Below are 20,815 nucleotides of genomic sequence, written 5' to 3' on the forward strand. Positions count from 1 at the left end.
GGTATGTAACGCACGCTAAGCGTGAAAGCGGGCCGGTATGCCGGGACCGCGATCGTCGCCGTGGATGCACACCTCGTTAACCCCATCCTCCAGCGACAGGAAGGCACCTCCGGCGTACCTGATCGCGTTGTCGAGCAGGTTGTCGATCGCGTCACGAACACTGTCGTCAGCTTCCACCACAACGATCCGCGCCACGCTATCTTCCATATCTTACCGTAGATTGAGATTTTATTGCGATCGTGTCTCGAAAATGACTTAGGGTACCAAGGCGGCACAGGCAAAATACATCTACGCGCTAGAGACCTCCAACCAAGGAAGGAAATGCGGGCAAGTGCGTACTAAAAATCATCGGCAGCTATGGTGTACGATCGCTGGAGTCGCTGGGTGTATCGCCGCTTCTGCATCGGCGCAGTCCATGTCAGGTAGCAGTATGAAGGTGGCAAGCGAGGCCATCACCGAACAGCATGACTTATGTCAGCACGATGCCGGCCGGCTATGGGGGCTGAGCATTTGCGGACCGATCATGCTCGTCGATCCCGAAACGCGAACTCTCTATGCGGACAGGAATACGACTGAGCATGATTTGCGGGCAGAGGGCTCGCTGTTCACCGGGACGCTCCCCCCGGACGTCAGCATCGCCAACACCTCGATCAACTGGGCCGGAATTCGCTGGATAATGGTCTTGCTGCCGCTGCCGTCGGACATGGTCGCGCGTGACACGTTATTGATGCATGAATCGTATCACCGCATCCAGCCCGCCCGCCTCCCTCCGCCGAAGGCAGACCTACCGGATCATCTCGACACGTATGATGGGCGCATGCTCCTTCGCCTCGAATGGCGGGCACTGGCGTTGGCGCTACGAACTGATGGCGACGCACAGCGTTCCGCGATCTGCGACGCGCTCGCTTTCCGAAAGCTCCGTCGCGGTTTGACGAAGGACGCGGCCGAACGGGAGAATGCGTTGGAGATGCTGGAGGGCATCGCCGAATATACCGGCAAGCGTCTCGGCGCCGGCAGCAAGGCGGTACCATCAACGATCGACACCCTCTCAACATACGATCAGCGCGACGGGTATGTGCGGAGTTTCGCCTATGCCTCTGGCCCAGCCTACTGCCTGTTACTGGACCGCCTCTCTCCTGCTTGGCGGGAAAAGGTGCGGCCGGGCAGCGATCTTGGTGAGATGTTGCATCGTGCCATTGGCAACGTCGCTTTGCCGCAGGTGATGTCGATCCGCGATCGTTACGGCTATGCGGACATTCAGCGCCAGGAGACTGCGAAGGCGGACGCTCATGCCCGCCAGGCCGCAGTGTGGCAGTCGGCTCTGGCCGACGGCCCCGTGTTGCGAGTGCCGTTGATTCACATGAAGATCGAGTTCAACCCGCAGACTGTCTTTGCCTTGCCGCCGTCGGGCACAGTCTACCCCACCGCAATCATTCGTGACGATTGGGGCACCCTTACAGTCCGGCAAGGAGTGTTGATTTCGAACGACTGGAAATCGGCATCCGTCGCTGGTCCCTCAACCATTAAGGGCGACGACTATACTGGAGACGGTTGGCTTCTAAAACTTTCGCCCGGTTGGATTTTGTCGAACGGCAGTGTTCGTCATCGATGACGACCACAATTTATTTCTCTCGTGCCGGCAGCTTTTCACCAGTGGGTCTGAACTCGCCCTTGGTTAGGGCGTGCCGGTCGAGGGTGTGGCGGGTAACGTCCAACGCGGCGTGGGCGAGACTGTTGGACGCCGCTTTCTTGTCAGCCTGACTGGTGATGGCGTAGCGGATGGATTCTACCGTTGGATGGGGAGTACCCGTTACTCCTTTCAGACCGAAGGCCTAGGTGGCATTCTCCGCATGAAGAGGGAGAAAGACGTGGGCGCAAAATTCAAGAAGGCTTCGACCATCATACTGGCCAGCATTGCGACCATGCTTGCTGGGCTGTGCATATTTCTGATCGGCCAATCGCTCTGGCCGCAATCCGGGCCGGCGATTTCCGATGAACGTCAGGCCGACGCTGCTCAACCTACACGACCCACTGAATCAGTGCTTGTCCGCCATCACGATGAGGAGGCACCCCAAGCGGCGAGTCCGTCAGTTACCTATGATGTCACCCAAGGATCCGATTACACCGCGCTTTATCGTGGGGTGCCGGACAATTCGTTGATCGTGTGCGCAAAGCGAGAAGATCCGCGCTATCCCTCAGATTTCCAGTCGCAGTTTGACCACGGCAAGATCGTTGTTCCGAAGGGAGCCGTCTTCCTGTGGGGCGGTCATTACTTCGGGCCGCCAGAAGATCCTCGGGATGACAAAAACCTCGCTGAGAATTCCCATCCCCTGTCATGGTCCGGTACCGACGCTGCGGAACAGGCTCGGCGCAACAATATGATCGATATGGATATGTCCGTAGCGGCACCAGGCGCCGCCGTTGTCACCACGGTCCCGCTCACACTCACCGAGGAGCGCCTTTGCGGTTCGGTTGCTGCACGTACACTTCTCTCTAAGGATTGGAAATTTAGGCAGGCGACAGTCACTCAGGCCGATGCGGTCTATTACCAACTCTACGGGATTTTGAGGGGCAACAAGCTTGATACGTCCTTCGATCACGACACCATCCCCATCAAATGGGCGGGATCTGCCGGATCGCTCAATGCTGTAATAAAAGGAACCATTGAGAACCCGTTATCTCTGCCTTCTGACGCCGAGAGCCGAAGTGCGATTGATGCTCAGGCCACCAACCTTCTTGCATCTGGTTTGAGCTCCAAAAGCGCGTGCAAAGACCTACTCGGTTTCATCGACGCGCATCAGGCGAAGACCACCGAAGAACGACATGGCAATCTGGTGTTCCTAATCTCGGTTTCGGTCGAAGCTGGCATCGACCCGGAGGCGATTAGACAGAATGCGCCTGACTTGTTTGCCGAGACCATTGCTCAATGTCATGCCACACCGGAATCATTGATAAATGACGCATCGCGACGGGCCGCCTCGAAGCTGGGCCTGGCGTTCCTCGCGAATCCGTGAGCCGGTAAGATGCCAAATGAGTGTGCGGGCCTGGCGGGATGTATCCCGCTTTGCACCTCGTTAGGATTTTTACGGGCGGAGTTGAGTCGACGCCATGCCTTGGCATCAATTGCTAGCTTCAGGCCAAAAGAGACGAAGACGGTAAGTGGCCAGCGTCAGGCGGATCAGCCGATACGGACCGCCTCACTAGTAAACGTGTACTCAGAGGCCCTACCGCTGGCGTGAGGGCCGTCGTCAACCGTTTCCCACTCAACAAAATACGTACCGTCCGGCAAGACTGAGTGCGTCACAACGCGCACGCTCCGGCCTTTAAATTTGTATTCTGCAGATAGTTGAACTGATTTTTCTTTCCTAATTTTTTCGTAAAGCTCGAGTAGCCCCTGGTATCGCCTAGCTGCTCGACGTTCATCGAGGCGTGCAAATTCTTTCTCAAGATCGCTAGCCTCGTCGGAGGCTAGGGTTGCCGCGCAATGCTCTTTAGCCGCTTGTAGAGAATGCTCGGCCATCTTTAGATTAAATCTTGCGTCATCAACGTCTACGAATACTTGCGGCGCATACTTTTGGAACACTTCTAAAGAATTCTGAGGCTCGAACGTCTCCTCAAGGCGGCGGATTATCTCGGCATTCATCGAATGCGACCGCTCATCAGCGCCGGATTTCAACTGCGCAGTTAATGCCTTCGGTATACGTAGCGTAATCCGGGTATATCTGTCTTCGTCACTCATAAGCTCGATCCTGCTGCAGTGACGGCGATAGCACTATTTTCGTGTCGTATCTAGTTGACACGAGTATGGTGTCGTGCGAGGAAAAGACACGACAATGGTGTCGCGAGATGGGAGGTCCAAATCACTACCCCCTTCAAAGAATGTCCTCGAATGACATTGAGGCTGAGGCCAGATGTGTACGAGGCGTTGCGTAGATCGGCTGCCGCCAGTGTGCGTAGCCTGACTGCGGAGATAAATGAGCTGCTTGGCGCGGCTCTTACGCAAAAAGAAAAGGCGACGGGTCCGGCCCTGGAAAGCAGCCCCGTCGCCTCTGAACAATGCCCCTGAAAGGACACTGCGATGACCGCAGATAGCACAAACACGCCTGATGGCGCAAAGCCTTTGGCGGATGCAGACTGGCTCGCCTCCCTGTCGCATGAGGCGCTTACCAAGGAAGCCATACGCCGCAACCAGGTGATCGCCGAGATCGTGGTGGCCTGCAAGATGAGGGCTGAAGGCAAATACGCTGCCGCTGACTTCGATAAGGAGGTCGCAGAGATCCTTGAGGGTGATGGTTGGTTTTCATCTGCTGTTCTGCTCGAGCGCTTTCGTAAAGGAGACGTGGCATGACCAACGCTCTCACCACCATCGACTTCCACGGCGCGAAGCTCGTCGCAATTGCGGGCGACCGGCCTGAAAATACCCTCGTAGCGATGAAGCCCATCGTTGAGAGTATGGGGCTGGATTGGAGCTTTCAGCGCAAAAAGCTGAACGCTCATCCCGTCCTCTCCAAAGGTGTGGCTGTTACAGCCATACCTTCAGACGGTGGTGAACAGGACGGCACCTGCCTCTCTCTCGACCTTCTGAACTTCTGGCTTGCCACCATCCATCCCGACCGCCTCAAGGATGAGGTGAGGACAACAGTCATCCGCTACCAGACTGAATGCGCCCGCGTCCTGTTCAATCACTTCTTCGGCAAAGTGATCGCAGCTGGCGATCATCTTACCCGTAGCGAACACGGTGGCATCACGAAAGCCGTGATAAATCGCGCTTTGCTGCCGGTCACCGCCCGGATGGACGCCCAAGAAGCGCGCTTGGCCACGCTGGTCGAGCGACTTGAAACCGCGATGACGGCGTATGACCCATCGGCGGGCTTCACCACCGATTATCGCCCCATGCGCTTTTTCGTTGAAAACGCCGGGGTGCTGCAAAAGGGCCGCGGTGACCTGATCCGCAAGATGTCACGCCGCTGCGTTAATTGGCTCCTGCGCAACGACATGGGCGGATCGATCCGATGGAACCGCGACAAGGAACGCAAGTTGTTCCACGTTGATGTCGTCCCCCGCTGGATGCAGTTTGAGGGCGCAGAGATGATCCGCGCTCACATGGACAAGATGACCGGGCAAGGCACTCTTGCCCCCAAGGGAAAGAAAGGCCGGACGGAATTGTCACCGCGCCCTTTCTCCCGCCCGAAGGAGGCAGCGTCATGAGCGAAATCGAGGAAGAATGCGCGCTGCTTGAACGGATGTAAAGGTTTCTCCACCGCGCCGCTGCGCGAATGGAGCGACGCAACGCAAAAAAGCGCCTTGCAATCGCCTGACGTACATACCTGCGTCGAGCTTGCGGGACGCAGGTATACCCCGCTCTCATCGACCTTACGTCTCAATCTGATCTGCCACCTTGGTAGCGATCATTGCGATGCCGATACTGGATCTGCTCAGTTTCGAGACAAATTCTGGTAAGCCACGGTCGCTGCGACGGAAATTCGAATGTCAAGCCAGTCAGCTGAGGTGCTGCGCGCAAGAGGTAAAACTGCGTGGCCGTTAGTCCATCTTAGGCCTGCGTTGTCAGAGAGGTGCCATCCGTCCAACCCTTCTTCTAGGAAATCAAGTTCAGTGATGGAGTTTGTTGCTGGATCCGAGACCCGTATACCTGAGACCAGGACACCGAGATCTCGTCGATCATCCAGAAAAGGTCCTACAACGTCACATGGCCTCGAGCGGCGGCTGTCGATCCACACCTGTTCTCCTGCCGGCACTCGGAAGACATACTCATGGCCATGCCGTTCACTCGGCTCGATCGTCGTATTTTTGGTTGATAATCTCAAATCTGGTTCTTCAGAGATAGATGTAACCGGGGTCTTCAAGTTCATCGGAGGCGCCCCAGCAATAGCATTCAACTCTCGCCAGATAGGCTCAACGAAAGCACGCTCACAACATAGTGGAGCAGCAGCATCGGTTTCCCAACCCTGAGCGGGAGCTACGACCGGTGAGCCGCCATGCTGCTCATGAAATTTCCAGACGTTTTTATCATCCGGCAAATAGGTTTCACTCCACACACCGTCAACTGAGACTATGCCATGCCTCGAGGTCATGAAATGATAAACAGGGAAGGATATTTCGCTCTTATCGTAAAATATGGAATTACCGTTTACTAACATGCGTGCCGGGATAAAGTGTCCCTTGAGGTATATGCAGTGCTCAGCGGTAATCCTCATGTCCTTGAAAGGTATTCCTGCGCCCAGCGCATTTTGGCTGATGACGATTGGAAAGCCTGACATGTCCGTTGGCGCGTGTTCCCTGACACGCACCATGGACATACCCACCCAGATCACCGGCGAAGCAATTTCTAGCTCTCCCGATTTGACCAATACGGACGTGCCAGGCTTCAGCTCCGCTACGTCGATAAGACCGCGGTCCGTTCGCACCATCGAGCCGCGCAGGTAACAGGGGGTAAATGAAATCGGTGCAGTCCCGGTACCGTCCTGTGTCAGACTATATTGCTTTCCACCGTATGAAAGCGTGAAGTAGTTTTGACTACCGGTACTTGCTCCTTGACCAGTGTACTGAATGCTCAAGGCGTTCCAATCGACGACCTGATCGCCCATCACGAGCACATGATACGCTCCGTGTGTATCTCCTAAGATGATTATTCCAATATCGGGATTTCCCCAGGAATAGTCGTAGTCCCAACGCACTGTGACCCCCGGGGCATTCTTACTCGCGAAGGTCAGAGACCACCCATTTACCGTTGCAGAAACGATATTTTCCGGGTCTCCTTGCTTTATCTGAGCACTTCCACCACTCACGGTGAAATAGGTACCAGAGAGTGTATAGACACCATCAGAAAATATCTGGTTCGGCATTTTGAGTTCTCGCTTCCGGCATATTTTTATTAATGTTTCTGCGCAGGGACACCTTATCGAGATCACGGCTCTATCATCAGATGAGCGTGGGGTCGTAACTGGTTTTTCTTATCCTATACTTTGTTAATTCCGATAAAATTTGTTCTTAAGAAACTTGAAGCGGCTCTCGCCGTACAGACGACACGCGTTGGTTCTTTCTCGCGAGCGAAGATCTCCGAGCCTGCCGATCCTGCTAACCAACTGTTTTTCCTTGAAAATTCCACAAACTGCGTTGGACGCCTAGGACAGGTCGCTGCAAGAAAGTGCGATGCAGACGTTCAGGAAGCGCCTGAAAGTCGGGCGAAGCCTGGCTGCGGTCACGCGAAGGTGAGGCATCCTTGATAGGTATACGCCCCCATGGTTCGCCTTGGGGGCTTTTTTCGTTTTGGAGCCCTGACGGTTCCTAGAACCCAAGCCACGAGGTTATCGCGTCGTTGATCATGATGTAGCCGATCACCGCGAGCGTAGCGAAGAACAGGAAAATAAACGGTCCGAACAGGATAAGCAGCAATATCCTTACGAACGCTTCGTTCGGGTCTCTGCCTCTCGGAATGTGCCTCTGCTTCGGCACAGCAATAACGACCTGCCTCACCTGACCTGTTGGCTTTCGTATAGACGCCACCTTCCGCTTGCGGGTCGGTAGCTGCGGCATTTCGGCGGCCATGTCGGCCTGCATCTGACGCCACATGGGCGTTCCACCATCATCGAATTCGTCGTCTGTTTCTTCACGGGATGGGCGCATGACAGGAGTATAGCATATGGCTGACGTCTATCGCATCGGTGTCGCGATCGGCATGACCGACAATGCCACGCAAGTACTGCAGACGCTGGCATCAAAAGTGCTTGGCCTCAACATGGCGGCGAAGGATCTCGAGCGCGGGCTGAACCGCGCGAAGCTTGCCGCAGTTGGGCTAGTGGGAGTTCTTGGCGGCTCGGCAATTTTGCACGGCGTCAATTCAATGGCCGAGGCAGGAGCCAAGCTACAGCGCGCCCAGACTGCCATGCTTCAGGCGGGCATGACCCAGAAGCAGATCGCACAGGAAACGGCGGTTGCCTACAACTCGATGAACCAGGTGCGTGGCCCGGACATCGTTGACCGCGTGAATGCCATTCGCGAACTGCGTGGCATCGTGGGCACAGGTCCAAACGGCAACGATTACCGCGAGGTCAACGCCGTCCTTCCAAACTACCTGCGCGTTCGCAGTCTCTATGGTGAGCATGGATCGCAAGAGATATTCCGTACGATCGAGATGCAGGGCGGCGCGCGCTACGATGATAAAGGAAACTTCGACGAGGCGCGCTTTGCGCAATATCTCGACGCTTCGTTGCGTACCCTCCAGGCGTCGGGCGGAAACCTCAAGCCGCAAGACCTGCTAAATGTCATGCAGATGGGAGCAGTTACGGCGCGTGGTATGACGCCTGACGCCTTCTGGAATATGATGATGACGCCCGCAATGGAAATGCGCGGCTATCGAGCAGGCACAGCCGTAACCGCGATGTCGCGTGTTTTTTATGGCGGCATCATGCCTGATCACAATGCACGGGAGTTGGAACGGCTCGGTATCTTAAGCGGTGGCTCGATCAAGAAAATGGGTTATTTGACCCCGGAACAGCGGGCCGACCTCAAAGCGCATGGCTACCATGTAGGCCGTGGAGGGGTCGTCACTGTCCGGCGTGACGGCGTCAAAGGCGCAGACGAGTTGAATGACCCGAACCGCGGATTTTTCCCGTGGATCAGGGACGTTCTCGCGCCCGCCATACGTCATGACTACGACACGAACATCGCCACCCGCCCGGGCAATACTGAGACCTACGACGCTTTTGTCAGGAGGGAGATTCTAGAGGCGCTGCCAACAGAGACGGCGCGGAGGTTCTCAGCACTGATGGTGCAGCAGATCACCAGCGTCGAACGTGACGCGACCCTGCGCCAGCAAGCGACAGGAATTGGTGCATACGATCTCGCGCAGCAGAACTACACCCAGCAGCTTGAGAACATGCGCCACTCATGGGCATCCCTTATGGAAACCCTGGGGCTGCCCGCAGCACAAGATGGCGCGCACCTCCTGCAAAGCATCAGTCATGGGCTTGATACGCTCACTCAGGCGGCTGCAAAATCGCCTGAGGCAACGCGAATGATTATAAGACTTGCTGCGGCGATAGGAGCTGTAGCCGTTGTCGGGGGAACGATCGCTGTTGGCGTCGCGTCATTAGGGATGGTTGCGACTGGCTTGGGAGCATTGGGCGCCGTGGCTGCGGGCGGGAGCTTGATTGCCGCCGCCGCAGGCATCACCGCGGTCTCTACCGCACTGGTCGGACTCGTCGGCATTGCCATGCTTTGGAAAAATCAGGACCAACTCAAAGCCGACCACGCCGCACAACTCAAGGCGCATCCTGAGATGCAGGCGCCGAAGTATTTCGACGCCCCTTACGAGCTTTCTGATTTCAATCCATTCAAATGGATGCAGCACCACCGCGCGCGAAGGCCGCTATGGCGCGAAGCCGACCCCGAGTATCACGCTCAATTTGGTAGAGATGAACTTAACCGCCAGCTAGGGATAGACGGCTACACACCAACGAAGCCCGGCCCGCGCCAAGTCTCAAACGAGAATGTTCCAATCATCGACCGCCTGAATGCGGCGCGGGTCTTTCCTGAGAACGCCGGGTCAACGCGCCGTAGCGATCGGACATCGAACGGCGCAACGCATTCAGGATATGGAACGGAGCAGCGCACCCAGAGCCAGACGCTTCACCTCACAGTGCCCCTCACCCTCGACAAACGCGAACTCGGGCGAGCGATGCTGCAGATCAATCTGGACGATGCTCGGCGCGCCAACCGGGCTCAGTCCGGGGCGTTCGACGGGCTGGCGAATGCCCAGGTGCCGGGGATGAGTGTGGGGTATTGAGGGGGGTACGCTCAGCTTGTTACCAAGTTGGAAAATCTGACTCCCCTCACGTAGATCAGGCCTCGACTGCGATAAGTCGTTCTCACTTTCTGGCTGGAATCCGGGCCTTGAGATTATCGAGGCACGGGGCTTGCGTTAGACATCTCACCACGATGGGATTGATCACCTGCAATAGCGCATCAATGTCGCCCAACGTTGGCTGCCACCCACGGTGCGCGGTGGCGTTACCGGCGTCGACCAGCGTGGCGATAGTGTCTTTTTCGTGTTCGTTCAAACCTAACGATGCCGACATCTGCTCGATTTTCTTCTTGAAGGAGGTGTCTTTCGGAGTAGAGGTTTTGAGAGCGCAATAGTCGAACAATGTCCGTATGAGCACCGAAGCTGATCTACACATACCCATGTTGAAGGCCATGTAAATTTCCTCAATTAGATCTACAGCGTCCGGGTGATCAGAACGGATAGCGTTAATATAGGATGGCAGAGGGTATCTTTCCCGCTCAGGAAAATATTCGATATGAGGGATGGGATAATCATATAGCTCGCCATCATCTGCGCGCTGCACCTCAGTCTCATCCTCGGAGAAGTGGAAGATCTTCTGCACGTATGTTTGGTCCGAGCATCCATTACACTTTAGGATGTTCCAGTCGGTAGTCGTCCAAAGCGTGTCGTCATCCCATCTCTCGCGATAATGCGCTTTAATCGTCGCTCTCGTACCGACCCCGCATTTCGGACAATTCCCCTCGACGATAGTTTCAACAGTCATGATGGTTTCAAGCTCCTACGCAGCGTTAGAAATCGGCCTTTGATCGTTTTTCCGCTTTGGTTCAGACGCTCTCGCCGCTCACCGTGCCGCCTGCTCGATCGCATCCTGCACAAACTGGTTCAGACTGACCCCACGAGCCGCGGCCGCAGTCACGGCCTGCGCATGAACACCCTCCGGCACGCGCACCTGAAACTTTCCGGAATAACGCCGCACCGGCTCGATCCCCTTTTCTGCACACATCTCAAGGAATACGCGGAGAGACGCTTCACCCTCAACTGCAAGCCCCGCAACACTGTCGGAATAGAAGTCCGCACCGCCGTTCAGCCCGACGAACTCGCCGCGGAACATGCCGATCTCAGGGTCAAACTGAATGACGGCCTGATGGCCGCCGATGGTCATCGTGTTGTTCATGGCGTTACTCCGTTTGCTTCGAGCCACTTCCGCACCGATGCGACGGCCCCTTTGTCGGTGTCCGGCTTGGGGTGCGGACGGTGGAAGACCCGGATTTCCCCAAACAGGAACACACCGATACGAGAGCCTTCCCGTTCGGAAATCTCGGCACCCAGCACGACGAACAGAGCCTCGATTTCACTCCATGCGACGTTTCCCGAAACCGGGCGCCTGAAGATCAGCTCGAGGGTGCGGCGATGCTTGGCTTTCATACCTGAAGTGATACCAAAATACGGTACTATATCCAAGCAGATAATTTGGGATCTATGCCTCTAGACGGGTGGACGCGAAGAGCCCTGCCCTCGCGCAACGGTTGCCCTGCCCCGTTCCTCACGCTATTGTGAGGCGTCTGTGGTAGACATTCGCCCCCGTGTCATCCGCGGGGGCGTTTTGCGTCCTGGCTCAGTTCGTCTGGTTCTCGACCGCGTCTCAGAGTGGCGCGATCGCACCAGCTTGCGTTTCTGCACCATGCACCGTTCATACTCTGCCGTACGAAATCCAGCACAAGCATCTCAGGGCTCTTGTGTATCATATTTGTGATGGTGCTAGGCGTGGGCGAAGAGGCTAGAGAGAAGTTCTGTACATCACTGGGTAATCTTGCCCAATGCCAAGAGTGCTCAAGGCGCAGATCATGATCAGCTTTACTTTGACGATCCTGAAAGTGACGATTTTCTCGTTCGTTATCCACTATAGCTAGTGCGTATCAATCTGCCGTTCACTCGGTAGCCTCGCCGCTTCAAGCGCGTAGTTAACCTCGCCACTGCTACTTGCACCCACCATTCGGAGGGTTCAGGCCATGCTCTTAGTTTGTCGGGTTTTCGGGCGCGTCCGGCAGTGGCGCGTTCTCGCCCGGCTCGGGTGCTGGATGGCTGGGATCGTATGTCGGCGTCGGTTTCGAGGTCATGCGGGCTTTCCTCCGTCCTCTGGATGATCCGGGTGCTCAGGCGCGTCGTCCTGCTGCGGGCTCGTGTCGGGATACGGCTCAAACGGCTCGTCGCTCCCCGGCTTGGCTGGGTTCGGCTTGTTTGTCATCGTCGTTTTCCAGAGGTGAGATGACTCAAGGCAGGCGGGGCGCAGGAGTTCCGTTAGCCGCGTGAAAACCTGCATTTCCAACGATGTTGCTATTTTGTCCAATTCGAATCAGTGAATTCATTTGCCAAAATGGAAACATACGCCCATATCAGCGATAGATCGGAAACAAGCGACGCGGCCCTCGACATACGAGGTGTGTTCGCGTTTGTGCGAACGCTGATCATGTTTGAACCCTAGCCGGAGGAAAGAGCATGTCCTACGTGTTCAACCATAATCCCCGCGTGAAGGGGGGTGTATGATGGCAGTAAGCGTATTGTCCGCCGCACGCAGAGTTTGCGAACAGAGCGACTGGACGTTTACCAATCTGCAACTGCAGAAAATCCTTTACCTCGCTCATATGATGCATATGGGCGAGCATAATGGGCAACAGCTTATCAACGGCTCATTCGAGGCTTGGGACTACGGTCCTGTTCAGCCAAACGTTTACCGTTGTGTTTCTCTATTTGGCCGCAGACCGATCCAAGATGTCTTCGGCGCGGTTGCAGATATTTCGGGAACTAGCGAGGCCGATACTATCGACCAGTGCGTAGCGGCACTTAGAAATAAGACCGCCTCTGAATTGGTTTCGATTACCCACTGGGAGAATGGCGCTTGGGCGAGGCATTACACCCCTGAGCTTCGGGGCAGCGTTATAGACGACGCAGACATCCTTGAAGAGTATCGCGCGCGGGCGAATGCCACATAGAGCTGAAAACTTGACGAAACAGCCGGCCCCTAATTCGAAAACAGAAGCAATGCTGGGAGTGGGCCAAGGAAAGCCCACTCTGAAGCTTGCCGATACATCGGCAGAATTAGAGCAGGTTCTAGAAAAGGAGAGAGCAGACCGGAAACGGGAACGATTTGGTTGGATAGGCGGAATGGCAGTCCTCAGCCTACCGCTCATCTATCGGCAAGTTGACGGCTCCATCATCGCTTTTTGCATCATCGCAGTGATTCTCATATGCGTGCTGATCGTGGTTGCGAGAATGTGCGGATGTGAGGAGGTAGCCATATTGTTAAGCGCACTGGCGAAGCGCCTTACTCGGGTACAGTCAGGCTCTGACGATAAGCCCCACTGACACCCTTCTCCTTGCCCCGTTTGGTCAAACTCCCTACCGTGATCTGGTCTGATGCCAGACTGACGCCCCCATGGTTCGCCTTGGGGGATAGGCAATGTCGTTGACATAGCCCCTGCCCCAGCGCCAGAATCTCCCCCATGAAATCCCCCCGTGCTCTGTTGCTTCTGGCGACATTCCCCCTCCTCAGCGGCTGCTACTTCCATAGCAAAAGCCCTGGCGAGACCGATGCGCGGTGCGTGAATCGTATGCTCGGCTCAACGCCTTTTACCGAGATCGCAGCGAAATGTGCCTCAGGCCCGATGACGGCGAGCGGGCTGCGGATGCTCGATGTATGGCAGGATGGCTATGCGACCAACGTCGCCGCCTCGCAGCACTGGCCCATGGTCATCCCCTCGCGTGAACAGATCAAAGCGTATCTGGATGGCCGTTACGGTGTGGCGCCGGGCGGCTTCCGACCTCCCTCGGAGGAAAGCTGGGACAAGCACCTCATGGCTGTCGAGGCAGGTGAGAGTGCGTTCTGATCCTGATTTCCTTGTACTGCATGGCCATATGGGATAGGGATGTGTGGTTCGTGAAAGACCTGCGCCCATCGCCAAATGCAGGCCGCCCGGACAATCGGGCCTCTCTGAATGACAGGCAAGTTCAATGCTGAGATACCTTCCCCCTCTAGCACTTGCGGCGCTTCTCTCCGGCTGTGCTGGCCTGGGTCGCCTTCCGGGTACGACCGACGCCCAGTGCGTGCGCCAGCAAATGGCGCATGGCAGTTCAACGAATGGCACGCTGCCTTTCGACATGGCGGCCGGTCACTGCATACAGGTGGCTGGACCTGACGGTGGGAGTATGGGCGGTCTTGGTGCACGGTATCAGCCACTCGATCTGCGGTCTGACCCGGAACTCCAACGCATGATCGAAAGTCCTGCGCTCAACATCCCGGGATACCCCTACATTCCTAGCAACTCGTCGGCGCCGCCTGTCGGTAGGCGTTGGCAGTTGGTGCAGTAATCTTTCAGGCCGCTTTCGAGCGGCTTTTTTATTGGACGCATCATGGCGAACACGCTTCTGAACATCGAAACGATGCTCGGTTCCTTGTCGCGCCTCGGAGCGACTGCGCCGGTAAGGATTGGTTCGTTAACCCTCACTGGCATGGAAGTGCCAAGCGGCGTCACGTTCGGCGGCCAGCAGCAAATTACCATCCATCGCCTACCGGGTGGCGATCGGGTGATCGATCTGGGCGGCAATGACCCCAACCGAATCGAGATGGAAGGTATCTTCCTTGGCCCTTCTGCCCAGACGCGCGCAGAGGCCTTGGCCAGGATAAGACGCGACGGACAACTCGTGCCCTTGCAGGTAGCAGGCTTGTCGATGCGTGTCTGGGTGCAGGCCTATCGCTACACCTACGAGGCAAAAGGCGCGATCTGCCGCTATTTCCTCGTGCTCGAGCTTCCCGGTGAGTCGGCGAACACGAATACCGTTTCCACCTCCGCACTTTCGCATCTGATTGGAGACGACGCAACGAGCGCCTTGACCTCTATCACCAGCACGGTCGGCACGATTTCCCAGAGCGTCTCAAACTTTGCAGGGCAGGTGCAGACAGTCGTCGGCCAGGTTGCCCCTATCGCCAATCTGATCGGCGCTGGCGGCGCGTTGGCTCAGGTGTCTGACAAGCTGCAAATTGTACGAGGCGCGGCCACGGCCGGAACGAACCTGTCAGCCCTGCCGAGTGCCGCCTCATCCGTGATTGGTGGGCTGCAATCTGCTGAAAGCGGCCTGATGGATCTGGTCACACAGACCGGACAGAACATTGAGGGGATCACCCTCAACAATTCTGCCTCTCTTACCGCCCTTTCGCAGAACGCACAGCTGGCCAGCACGGCCGTTGATGCGGGCGGCGCCGTCAATCGGGCCGCGATCAACGCAGCAACCGCGACAAATGCGGCCATTCCCTCTCCCGCCGTTCATGGCTGATCGGGCGCACCATGCAGACAATCCAGGTCACGGCGGCCGATGTGTCGCTCTACCATGTGGCGGCCAGCCGGCTGAATGATGCCACGCAATGGTGGCGCATCGCCCAGCTGAACGGGATGACTGATCCCGACCTCACATGGCTCCTCTCACCTGTATCCCTGCAGCTACCCAACATCGATCCGACGCAGAATAGCGGTGTGCCAGGGCTTGCTTCATGAGTGAGACGATCACCGTTTCCGCAGGGCGCAGGATGGCCCGCAAGCCCAGGGCGCAAATTCTGGTCAATGGCCGCGCCGTCCCGGAAACGCGCCTCGAGCGGTTCGCACTTTCGCGAACGCGGTACAGCCGGGCCGACACGGCAGAAATCAACCTTGCGGTTGATCGTGCGGCGCTTGCGAAGATCACCGGCAATTACTGGTTTGATCAGGCAGTCACATCCGGCACTGCGACCGCCGATACCGATGTGCAAATCCAGATGCGGGACGAGGCCACGGCCGGCGCGCAATGGGTGACGGTTTTCCAGGGCCTCATGGATCACGTCGAGTGGACCCCGACCGGTACCGCCCTTGTCGTCGAGTGCCGGGATTACCTCGCGAAACTGCTCGACCTGCGCGTGCAGGATGCGTGGCTGAACAAGACCGGAGCCGAACTCATGACGACGCTGATCTCGGCTGCTGGCCTCACGCCTCAGGTCTCCTTTCCCGCCAGCATGACCGGACAATACTGGCAGATCGAACACAAGCGTCTGTCACACAGCGCACATGGCCGCTTTCAGACGGCGTTCGATCTGGCCCGGTATATCGCCAATTCGGCGGGGTGCGACCTGTATGCTTCAGGCAAGATAATCATCTGCAAGCCCTATCCGACCAGCAATGACGGTTCGGCGACGACACATACGCTGAAATATCAGGATTCCGGGCCGGACAAGGCGATCGTCTCCAACGCCCTGTCATTGAGCTTCAAGCGTGACTACCAGATCGCCAAGGGCGTGGTCGTGCATGTCATGTCCTGGGACAGTCGGCAGAGGGCCAAGTTCGAGTTTTACTGGTCAGCGGAAGGCGGGTCGCCGAAGAAAGCTGCGAATGCTGGCACGCTGCACTCCTTCAAGGTGCCGGGCCGCTCGATGCAGGACGTGCAGAACACGGCCAAGCAGAAATACGATGAGATCGTGGCTCACGGGCGCGAAGTCCATATGACGATCCCTGGGCGCATTTCGCTTCAGCCGCGTGATTTCTTCACTCTGTCCGGCACCAACTCGACATGGGATGGCCAGAGCTACACGGTTGACGCTGTTTCGAGCACGTTCTCATGGGAGGGCGGCTTCGAGCAGGATGTGACGCTGCGAAATCGCGATGTGACACAGGACGAGGCTGCTGACGATGCATGACGCAAGACAGATTGCCGCCGCTGCGAGCGGCATGATTGCCAAGACCGTGCATGGCATCATCGCCTCGATCGACCCGGTGAACCACGCCGCCAAGGTGCTTGTGCAACCGGAGGGGATCGAGAGCGGCTGGCTGCCAGTCGCTGCCTTGGCTGCCGGTGATATCCGGATTGCTCGTCTGCCGAATATTGGAGAGCATGTCCTGCTCATCCCGATCGAGGGCGATGCCGAGCATATGCAGATCAACGCCTTTCAATACGATACGGCCGTCACGCCCCCTGTTTCACCGCAGACAGGCAAGCCAGCCCAGGCCGGTGAATTGTTGATCATGGCCGGATGCGGCGCGCCGCCGTCTGGCGCGCAAACCGGTTCAGGTTCTCAGGCTGCAGGGGCCGCAACGCAAAACGCACCCTGGTGGCATATGACGCCGCAAGGCCTCTATTCCGGCACCGGGCAAACGACCGAAACGATGACGAATGCGGGGCTGGTCTGGCGAATGGGGAGCGTGACGATGACGCTCGGGCCTTCAGGCCTGTCCATCACAGGGGGCACGGTCACATCGGATCGAGACGTGCTGGCTGGCGGCATCAGCGGCAAGTCCCATATCCATACGAACGGCAATAACGGCGGCAATACGGGAGCGCCTGTTGCATGAAGGCTATCTCACATTTCTGCGGTGGTGATCTGAACCTCGATACTGCCGGTGGTCTCGCTACGGTCAGCGGCGCGGATCAGACCAGGCAAGCCATTATAAGACGGCTATGCACCAATCCTGGCGATTATATATGGCAGCCGAATTACGGCGCGGGCTTGCCGTCAAAGATCGGTTCACCCGCTAATCTCGGCGAGATACAGGCGCTTGTTGCTGAACAGATGGCACAGGAAGCGGCTGTCGATCAGACCCAGCCAATCCGTGTTACGGTCGATAACCCGAGCGTCGGCGTTTATATCTGCAATATCCAGTATGTGGACCTGGAAACGCAGTCCGTGCAGGCGCTTCAGGTCACGAATTAGCTTGTACATAGCCACATGATATGAGATTTTCGGCAATCATGGCCCTGGCTGGCCAGGAGGCGTCCTTCGGGGCGCCTTTTTTGTTTCTGAGGCTTTGATGGCGCTCTCGCTTCGCTCATTCACGACGACCGTTTCGACGGCTGTCACAGCGGCGCAGGGCGCGGCATCGTCGCTGCTCGATCTGTCAGTCGGAACGCCCGGCCGCGCGATCCTGGAATCAGTATCGGGCATGGGGCTGTGGCTGCAATCCGTCGCCCTACAGATCCTCACCCGCAACCGTCTCTCTACGTCTGAAGGCGAAGACGTTGACAGCTTCATTGCCGATTTTGGCCTGACACGCGAGCCCGGCGTTGCCGCAACGGGCAATATCCTGTTCTCGTCGTTTTCGCCTGCGACGGCCTCCGCTACGATCCCAGTTGGTGCGCTCGTGCTGACGATCTCCAACATCAGCTACGCGGTCGTTGCAGACAGCACGAATGCCGCCTGGAACAATGCCGCCAACGGCTACATTCGCCCTGCTGGCGTTCAATCCCTGGCGCTGCCCGTGCAGTGCACGCAGACCGGTACGGCAGGCAATGCTTCCGCAGGTGCTATTTGCCTTCTCGGAACAGCCGTTTCCGGCATTGATACCGTTACGAACCCAGCCGCCCTTACGAATGGCGGTGACGGGCAAACCGACGCCGCAGTGCGTGCGGGGTTTGTGACATGGCTCAATTCCCTGAACCGCGCCACGCTTGCGGCGATCGAGGGGGCGGTCGAGGCGATTGCCACCAACATCATGGTGCAAGGCGTTGAGAACGCTGACACAGCAGGCAATTTTCTGCCCGGCAACATCGTTCTGTACGTGGATGATGGGTCCGGTGCCGTTTCAGACGCTTTGATTGCGCAGGCTTATGCGGTCGCGAACGAGTACCGCGCCTCGCCTGTCTCAATACAGGTCGTCAGGCCTTCGGTCTCGACCCCCACCGTGAGTATGACACTGACCCTGGCACCGAACAGCAATGCATCGTCGGTGCAAGCGCTGATAACCGCTGCGATCAGCGGATACTTTAATGCCCTGGATATCGGGCAAGGCGCAGTTTACTCGCGCCTGAGCGTTCTTGCCTACGGCGCCTCGTCATCTGTCGTTTCCATCTCGAACTTGCTGCTCAACGGCGGCACCTCCGACATTCCTGGGGAAACGGGCGTGGCCATCCGCGCCGGATCGGTGACCTATGGCTAGACCGGGCAATGTGTCGCAAGGACAGTTCGCAAGTAGGCTGCGGGCGCTGCTTCCAGCGGGGTGGTTCCCCGGCGCGCCCAGCGAGGCCGAAGCCGAACAAGCGCCGGTCCTCAACGGCATGTTGCAGGGTATCGCTTCGGTGTTTTCTTGGGTCTGGGGGCAACTTCAGGGCGCCTACGATCAGCAACGCCTTGCGACCGCGACTGGCGGAATGCTTGACATCTACGCCGAGGACTTCTTCGGCGAGGCGCTTCCCCGCTATACAGGCGAGAGCGACGACGATTATCGCGCCCGCATAAAAGCCGCCCTCTTCCCTACTTTGGGCACCAGGCAGTCTCTTGAGCGTGCGCTTGCGGCCAATTGGGAAGTAGGCTGGCGCGTTGTCGAGCCCCGGAATGCAGCAGACACCAAGGGATATGGTTCTGCGGCCACGCCCGGGGCTGGCGGCGGTTACGGGTACGCTGTCTCCGATCTCCGCTACGGGACACGGCTCACGCCATTCCAGGGCTTCGTACTCCTGAGCGACAATTCTGTTTCCACACCACCCTCAAACGTACTCACCGGGATCGAAGAGATCCGGGCGGGCGGTGTTGTAATCTGGGTTGGCAACGCTGCTTCCTGACACAAGGAAATCCCATGGATCGGAAGATCATCTACCCCGGCCAGATTCCGATGGTCGAGGACCAGCTTCAGGCTGCCCGCTTCACACAAATCAGCGTCGGGCGTTTGGCTGGCGCGCTCTATGATGAGAGCGGGACTGGCGCGAGCGGCTTAGCCTGTACGCCCGGGTCCGGGTTATCAGTTACGATTTCACCTGGCCAGATAACCCAGCCTGGTACGATTGACGCCACCGCTTTCGGAGTGCTGCCTGCCTCAGCAAGTGCACTGCCGCGCCAGTACATTCTGGCTGACCCGGTAAATATTGCCATTCCCGGAGCGGGCGCGACGTATGTCGTTTATGGAACACCGGGTACGACCGACACGGCAAATGCCGTCCTGCCGTATTATAACTCCGCCAACCCGGCGCAGACCTTTGCCGGCACGTCAAACAGCGGCCAGACCCAGCCAACCGTGCGTACTGATGCGGTTACTATAGGAATCGCTGCGTCAGTCCCTGGCGGAAGCATTCCACTTTGGAGCATTGTCGTTCCAAGTGGTGCGACAGCGATTACATCGGCGATGATCTCGGCCGCGTCTGGTGCGCCGCTTTATCCGAGCCTTCGCCGGCTCGCTATGAGGATCGTCGCGCCATTCAATGCTGCTCTGGCCGCCGCATTCGGCGGCTACCCCTCCAAAACGATCGTCGCCGACCCCACCACCACCGGCCTCTTCTGGGTATCCACCGCCGACAACAACCTGATCACACCCGGTGAGTCTGGCGCGTCGTGGGTCAATCTGTTCGCAGGACTGGCGACCGAGACGTATGCGGCACAATTTAACCCCGGTCGTTATCTCAATACGACCGTCATTACATCGTCCCAGACTTACACAGTCCCGGCTGGCGTCTATAAAATTCGTGTTCGCCTCCAGGCGGCGGGCGGGGCGGCTGGGGGGAGCGCTGATAACACCGGCGGCAATGGATCTTCCTGCGCTTCAAGCGGTGGCGCGGGTGCCTATGTAGAGGCGATCTTCCCCGTCACTCCTGGTCAGCAGATCCCGATCAGCATCGGCGTTGGTGGCGTTGGTGTGACTGGCAAGGCGGGCGGGACCGGAGGCGCCACCACATTCGGCCCGTTTGGCTCGTTTGCTGCGCTCTCATGCCCCGGTGGGCTTGGCGGCTATGCCGGAACACAAACATCCTCCAGCGCTGCGTCGTCAATTCCGGGATGCCCTGGCAATGGACCGCCGAGCGGCCCGAATATCGTTTACGCGGTTGCTGCAGCGGGCGGTTTGCCCGGTGTCGCTGTACTGGGAACAGCCGCTGCTCCCCCTGGTAGCAACAGCCCTATGGGTGCGGGTGGGGCCGGTATCACTGGCTATAATGGCAGCACATCGCAGCCGGGCGGGAACGCGGGCGGCTGGGGCGGAGGCGGCGGCGCTCATGCGAACCAGCAAGCAGCCC

At 57.7% G+C, this 20,815-nt stretch carries 22 protein-coding genes and 1 pseudogene; 16 read left to right on the forward strand and 7 right to left on the reverse strand.

The genetic code is table 11. The features are described from left to right. Positions 1–15: 15 nt before the first annotated feature. Positions 16–195 (reverse strand): hypothetical protein, encoded by a 180-nt coding sequence (locus C0V97_RS03705; RefSeq protein WP_127100839.1) that lies wholly within the window; start codon positions 193–195, stop codon positions 16–18. A gap of 235 nt (positions 196–430) precedes the next feature. On the opposite strand from C0V97_RS03705, the gene C0V97_RS03710 reads away from it, so the two are divergent. Beyond that, positions 431–1,612, forward strand: a complete 1,182-nt coding sequence (locus C0V97_RS03710) for a hypothetical protein (protein WP_127100841.1) — start codon at positions 431–433, stop codon at positions 1,610–1,612. A gap of 70 nt (positions 1,613–1,682) precedes the next feature. Further along, positions 1,683–3,014: a hypothetical protein gene (locus C0V97_RS03715; protein ID WP_127100843.1), complete on the forward strand. Its 1,332-nt coding sequence runs from the start codon at positions 1,683–1,685 to the stop codon at positions 3,012–3,014. A gap of 164 nt (positions 3,015–3,178) precedes the next feature. Here the strand turns inward: C0V97_RS03715 and C0V97_RS03720 are convergent, their stop codons facing one another. Then, the gene (locus tag C0V97_RS03720; protein WP_127100845.1) at positions 3,179–3,739 is read right to left on the reverse strand and encodes an Arc family DNA-binding protein; all 561 of its coding nucleotides are present in this window, start codon (positions 3,737–3,739) and stop codon (positions 3,179–3,181) included. 339 nt (positions 3,740–4,078) lie between these two features. On the opposite strand from C0V97_RS03720, the gene C0V97_RS03725 reads away from it, so the two are divergent. Further along, positions 4,079–4,348: a hypothetical protein gene (locus C0V97_RS03725; RefSeq protein ID WP_127100847.1), complete on the forward strand. Its 270-nt coding sequence runs from the start codon at positions 4,079–4,081 to the stop codon at positions 4,346–4,348. Beyond that, positions 4,345–5,208: a phage antirepressor N-terminal domain-containing protein gene (locus C0V97_RS03730; protein WP_127100849.1), complete on the forward strand. Its 864-nt coding sequence runs from the start codon at positions 4,345–4,347 to the stop codon at positions 5,206–5,208. The genes C0V97_RS03725 and C0V97_RS03730 overlap by 4 nt, the downstream gene beginning before the upstream one ends. A 227-nt stretch (positions 5,209–5,435) precedes the next feature. On the opposite strand, the gene C0V97_RS03735 is transcribed toward C0V97_RS03730, so the two are convergent. Then, positions 5,436–6,863, reverse strand: coding sequence for a Hint domain-containing protein (locus C0V97_RS03735; RefSeq protein ID WP_127100851.1), 1,428 nt, complete (start codon positions 6,861–6,863; stop codon positions 5,436–5,438). A 442-nt stretch (positions 6,864–7,305) separates the two neighbouring features. Continuing rightward, the gene (locus tag C0V97_RS03740) at positions 7,306–7,590 is read right to left on the reverse strand and encodes a hypothetical protein (RefSeq protein ID WP_127100853.1); all 285 of its coding nucleotides are present in this window, start codon (positions 7,588–7,590) and stop codon (positions 7,306–7,308) included. 70 nt (positions 7,591–7,660) lie between these two features. Here C0V97_RS03740 and C0V97_RS03745 point away from each other — a divergent pair, with 70 nt between their 5' ends. Beyond that, positions 7,661–9,805 carry a hypothetical protein gene (locus C0V97_RS03745; RefSeq protein WP_127100855.1) on the forward strand — a complete coding sequence of 715 codons (2,145 nt, stop codon included), beginning with the start codon at positions 7,661–7,663 and terminating at the stop codon, positions 9,803–9,805. A gap of 82 nt (positions 9,806–9,887) precedes the next feature. Here C0V97_RS03745 and C0V97_RS03750 read toward each other — a convergent pair whose 3' ends face one another. From C0V97_RS03750 to C0V97_RS03760, 3 genes are all read right to left on the reverse strand, one after another. Beyond that, positions 9,888–10,568: a DUF4145 domain-containing protein gene (locus C0V97_RS03750; protein ID WP_127100857.1), complete on the reverse strand. Its 681-nt coding sequence runs from the start codon at positions 10,566–10,568 to the stop codon at positions 9,888–9,890. Between the two features lie 78 nt (positions 10,569–10,646). Then, positions 10,647–10,979 (reverse strand): type II toxin-antitoxin system HicB family antitoxin, encoded by a 333-nt coding sequence (locus C0V97_RS03755; protein WP_127100859.1) that lies wholly within the window; start codon positions 10,977–10,979, stop codon positions 10,647–10,649. After that, positions 10,976–11,230 (reverse strand): type II toxin-antitoxin system HicA family toxin, encoded by a 255-nt coding sequence (locus C0V97_RS03760; RefSeq protein ID WP_127100861.1) that lies wholly within the window; start codon positions 11,228–11,230, stop codon positions 10,976–10,978. Before C0V97_RS03760 ends, C0V97_RS03755 begins: the two co-directional genes overlap by 4 nt. A gap of 1,115 nt (positions 11,231–12,345) precedes the next feature. Between C0V97_RS03760 and C0V97_RS03765 the strand changes: the two genes are divergently transcribed. From C0V97_RS03765 to C0V97_RS03815, 11 genes and pseudogenes are all read left to right on the forward strand, one after another. Next, the gene (locus C0V97_RS03765; protein ID WP_127100863.1) at positions 12,346–12,795 is read left to right on the forward strand and encodes a Panacea domain-containing protein; all 450 of its coding nucleotides are present in this window, start codon (positions 12,346–12,348) and stop codon (positions 12,793–12,795) included. Positions 12,796–13,305: 510 nt separating this feature from the next. Continuing rightward, positions 13,306–13,689: a hypothetical protein gene (locus C0V97_RS03770; RefSeq protein ID WP_127100865.1), complete on the forward strand. Its 384-nt coding sequence runs from the start codon at positions 13,306–13,308 to the stop codon at positions 13,687–13,689. Between the two features lie 124 nt (positions 13,690–13,813). Further along, positions 13,814–14,170, forward strand: coding sequence for a hypothetical protein (locus C0V97_RS03775; RefSeq protein WP_127100867.1), 357 nt, complete (start codon positions 13,814–13,816; stop codon positions 14,168–14,170). Between the two features lie 42 nt (positions 14,171–14,212). Further along, the gene (locus tag C0V97_RS03780; RefSeq protein ID WP_127100869.1) at positions 14,213–15,133 is read left to right on the forward strand and encodes a hypothetical protein; all 921 of its coding nucleotides are present in this window, start codon (positions 14,213–14,215) and stop codon (positions 15,131–15,133) included. Positions 15,134–15,144: 11 nt separating this feature from the next. Next, a complete protein-coding gene (locus tag C0V97_RS03785; protein WP_127100871.1) occupies positions 15,145–15,351 on the forward strand; it encodes a hypothetical protein in 207 nt (68 codons plus the stop codon). Next, a complete protein-coding gene (locus C0V97_RS03790) occupies positions 15,348–16,520 on the forward strand; it encodes a hypothetical protein (protein ID WP_127100873.1) in 1,173 nt (390 codons plus the stop codon). The genes C0V97_RS03785 and C0V97_RS03790 overlap by 4 nt, the downstream gene beginning before the upstream one ends. Further along, entirely contained in the window at positions 16,513–17,172 is a 660-nt protein-coding gene (locus tag C0V97_RS03795; protein WP_127100875.1) for a phage baseplate assembly protein V, read from the forward strand. The genes C0V97_RS03790 and C0V97_RS03795 overlap by 8 nt, the downstream gene beginning before the upstream one ends. Next, positions 17,169–17,531: a phage tail protein gene (locus tag C0V97_RS03800; RefSeq protein WP_127100877.1), complete on the forward strand. Its 363-nt coding sequence runs from the start codon at positions 17,169–17,171 to the stop codon at positions 17,529–17,531. Before C0V97_RS03795 ends, C0V97_RS03800 begins: the two co-directional genes overlap by 4 nt. Before the next feature lie 97 nt (positions 17,532–17,628). Further along, positions 17,629–18,753, forward strand: a complete 1,125-nt coding sequence (locus C0V97_RS03805; protein ID WP_127100879.1) for a baseplate J/gp47 family protein — start codon at positions 17,629–17,631, stop codon at positions 18,751–18,753. Then, positions 18,746–19,375 carry a hypothetical protein gene (locus tag C0V97_RS03810; protein ID WP_127100881.1) on the forward strand — a complete coding sequence of 210 codons (630 nt, stop codon included), beginning with the start codon at positions 18,746–18,748 and terminating at the stop codon, positions 19,373–19,375. Before C0V97_RS03805 ends, C0V97_RS03810 begins: the two co-directional genes overlap by 8 nt. A gap of 14 nt (positions 19,376–19,389) precedes the next feature. Further along, positions 19,390–20,815: pseudogene (locus C0V97_RS03815) on the forward strand (hypothetical protein); the annotation flags it as partial.

The organism is Asaia sp. W19, from assembly GCF_003994335.1.
GTDB lineage: Bacteria > Pseudomonadota > Alphaproteobacteria > Acetobacterales > Acetobacteraceae > Asaia.